Consider the following 3,266-nt stretch of genomic DNA (forward strand, 5'->3'; position numbering starts at 1 on the left):
GCCATCGAGGGCATCATCGAGGAGGGCGAGGAGGTCCTGGCGGCCTTCAAGGGCGCCCCGGCGCTGGATGCCGGGCTGATCGCCGCCGCCCAGGCGGTGGAGCATTACGAGATCGCCCGCTACGGCACGCTGCGGCAATGGGCGCGGCAGCTGGGGCTGAAGGAGGCGGCGGCGCTTCTGGAGCAGACGCTGGAGGAGGAATCGCAGACCGACGAACTGCTGACCGAGATCGCCGAGAGCGAGGCCAACCGCGACGCGGTCGAGCCGGCCTGAGGCGGGCCTCCGGCCGCCCGGTTCTGCGGCGGCCGGCGCGGCCTCCGGCGGGGCGGCAAGGCAGGCATCGGTGCCCGGAAACGCATGCCCGCCGCAGGCGGGGTGCGCAGGATGGCCGCGGCATGAGGCGTCCCCCTCCGGGGGAACATCCCGGGCAGGAGGGCGGCCAGGACCGGAGGGGAGTGGCCCAGGCCCGGTCCTGAAGCGGGAGCTGAGGGCCTCCAGGCTCGGCCGCGGCGCGACGCCCCCTTGGGCCGGCAAGCCCGAGCCGGAGGGCGGCGGCACCGGCGCGGAGGCAAAGGCGGCGGGGGAAGCGGAAGGCCGCAAGCGCAGGAGGGCGGGGCGCGCCGGCGGCCCTCCGGCAAGGCGGGGCCACAAGGCCGAACGCACGAGGCCGAACGCACGAGGCCGAACGCGCAAGGCCGAACGCACAGGGCCGAACGCGCAAGGCCGAACGCACGGCCGGACCCGTCGGCCGGCATCATTCGCCCCGCCCTGCTCGGCCGCGCCTCGATCGGCCCTCTCGAACGCTCCACCTCATTCTGGCCGGCCTCGTTCTGGCCGCCTCGTTCGGGGCGCCTCAATCGGGCCGCGGCCGCCGCCGGCCTGCCGGCCCGCCGCTCCGGGTCCTCCGGATGCGGCCGGGCGGCGGCGTGGCGGCCGCGCCCCGACCCCGGCAGGGCCGGCGCCCGCCGCGGCCCCGAGGGGCGCGCGCGGCCGGCGGAACCGCCCGGCGCGGCGCGCCTGCCCCCGGGCCGCGGACCGGCGGCGCGCGAGGGGAACTTCCGCAGGGCGTGCCGGCTGCCTCCGGGAAGGCGGGAAACCGCCCGGCCGGGCAAATGTTCCAGGCCCCCAATGCTCCAGGCCCGTCTTCCCCGCATATGTTCCCGCGCCGGTTCCCCGCCCGTCCTTCCGGCGAGCCGCCCGGCCCTGGCCATGACCATGGTCCCGGCGCAGGCACCCGGGGCCCGGGGTCGGGTCAGAGCGCCGGCTCCAGCACCCGTCGCAGCATCGAACGCGCCCGGTTCACCCGGCTCTTGATGGTGCCGATGTCGCAGTCGAGGATGCGGGCGGCGTCGAGATAGGTCTCGCCGAGCGCGCCGACCAGGATGATCGCCTCGCGGTAATGCCGCGGCATCTCGCGCAGCGCCGCCTGCAGCTCGGTCGCCTGCAGGTGCCATTCCTGCCCGGGCCTGACCTGCGCCAGCAGCGAGGCGCAATCCGCCGCCCCGGTGCGCTCGCGCGCGGCCTTCTGGCAATTGGTCAGGAAGCGGTTGCGCATGATGGTGAACAGCCAGGCGCGCATGTTGGTGCCGGGCCGGTAGCGATGGGCGTTCTCGATGGCGCGCAGCAGGGTCTCCTGGACCAGGTCCTCGGCATCGGGGACCGACCTGCACAGGGCGCGCGAATAGGCCCGGAGGGCTGGGATATGTCCGAGTATGTCGTCCGACATGACGGTCCTTCGCGATCCTCGAGGTGGCGACGCCGAGTCAATGCCGGGACGGGGGGATGGTTCCGCGCGAAAGCGCGGCCGGGCGGAAAGCGGCCGGGGCTAGCGGGCGCCGCCGCCCTTGCCGGGACCGCCGCCATCGCCGGGGCCATTGCCAGGGCCCTTGCCGGGGCCGGCGCGGCGGTGGCGGGCGTCCTCGAGCGCCGTCTCGAGCCGCCTGGCCAGTTCGCGCAGCCGCGGCGAGACCGGCTCCTTCTCGGTCTGCGCCAGCAGGTCGGCCAGGGCCCTGTCCAGTTCGGGGTCCGGCTCGGGATCGACGGCGGGGCCGCCTTCAGCGTTGGCCATCGGGGTCTCCATCTTCCAGGCGAGTTGACATATCTTAATCGATCGTCGCCGCTTGGCGACCCTCTGCAACCTGCATATTCCGGCAGTGTTGCAGAACGGGACGCGCCCTCCCGCTCACATTCGGGCGATGCGGGCGGGGCGCCGCCGGGGGCCTGGCACTCCGGGGGCCTTGCGTTCCAAGGACTTGTGGCGGCTTGCGGCGGCTTGCGGCGGCTTGCGGCGGGTGGCCCCGGCGGCCCCCGTTCCTTTCCCTGCCTTCCGGCCCCTGCCGTCGCCGCGGCGGCCTGGGCCGGGGCGGGAACATTTGCGCCCCCTGCCGGTTCATCGGCCCCACAGCATGGAGGGGCATCAGATGGAGGCATCACATGGCGCGTGAGACGGAGACCTCCGGCAGCAGGCGCCGGCAGGAGGGCGGGCAGGAGGGCGGGCCGGAGGATCGGGCCCGGACGCAATCGGGGCCGCAATCGGGCGCGCAATCGGGCCAGGACCAGGCGGATCAGGAGCAGCCGGACCAGGACCAGCCGGACCAGGATCAGGAGCAAGATCAGGATCAGGCGGATGGCCGGGGCGACGGCTTCGCCGCGCTGCGCGGCCATCACAAGGCCCTGCGCGCGCTTCTGGGCGAATGCGCCGGGGTGGCCGATGCCGAAAAGGCCGAAGCCGTGCTGCCGCGCCTGGCCGAGGCCTGGGCGCGGCATGCCGGGGCGCATCGGCTGCTCTACGACGCCGCCGCCGAGGCGGGGCTGCAGGAATTCCCGCTGCTGACCGAGAACGCCGTCGAGGCGGATCTGGTGTCGTTCCTGCTCGGCCGGGCCGGGCGGGACCTGGACGGGCCGCTGGCGCTGGCCGGGCTGCGCGTCGCGGCCCGGATGATCGGCGGGATCGTCGAACGCGAGGAGAAGCCGCGCAGCGGCCTTCTTGCCAAGGCCAAGGCCGCGGGGGTGGAGCCCGCGGCCCTGGGCAGGCGCATCCGCGCCTGCATGACGGCGCTGTCCGGGCAGGACGGCGCGGCGACGCCGCAACCGCGGCACCTTACGGCAAATCAGGAGGATATCATGCCGAGGAATTCGAACATGCCCGAGCGCGACGAGCGCGGCCGCTTCGTCAGCGACGACGACGACCGCCATGGCTCGCGCGGGCGGGGCGCGTCGGGCCGGGGCGACGACGACCGCGAGCGCGACAGCCGCGGCCGCTTCGT

4 protein-coding genes are annotated in these 3,266 nt (G+C 74.8%); 2 read left to right on the top strand and 2 right to left on the bottom strand.

Features of this window, described 5'->3' with window-relative positions:
- A partial coding sequence (locus L632_RS0121115) for a ferritin-like domain-containing protein (RefSeq protein WP_028717557.1) occupies positions 1-273 on the top strand: 273 nt, incomplete at its 5' end.
- A 979-nt stretch (positions 274-1,252) separates the two neighbouring features.
- On the opposite strand, the gene L632_RS0121125 is transcribed toward L632_RS0121115, so the two are convergent.
- Both L632_RS0121125 and L632_RS0121130 read right to left on the bottom strand, forming a co-directional pair.
- Positions 1,253-1,726, bottom strand: coding sequence for a sigma-70 family RNA polymerase sigma factor (locus tag L632_RS0121125; RefSeq protein ID WP_028712651.1), 474 nt, complete (start codon positions 1,724-1,726; stop codon positions 1,253-1,255).
- A gap of 99 nt (positions 1,727-1,825) precedes the next feature.
- The gene (locus L632_RS0121130; protein WP_156933708.1) at positions 1,826-2,068 is read right to left on the bottom strand and encodes a hypothetical protein; all 243 of its coding nucleotides are present in this window, start codon (positions 2,066-2,068) and stop codon (positions 1,826-1,828) included.
- Positions 2,069-2,433: 365 nt separating this feature from the next.
- On the opposite strand from L632_RS0121130, the gene L632_RS0121135 reads away from it, so the two are divergent.
- Positions 2,434-3,266, top strand: an 833-nt coding sequence (locus L632_RS0121135) for a hypothetical protein (RefSeq protein WP_028717559.1), incomplete at its 3' end; no start/stop codon positions are given.

Origin of the sequence: Paracoccus sp. J39 (assembly GCF_000518925.1) — a bacterium.
Classification (GTDB): Bacteria; Pseudomonadota; Alphaproteobacteria; order Rhodobacterales; family Rhodobacteraceae; genus Paracoccus.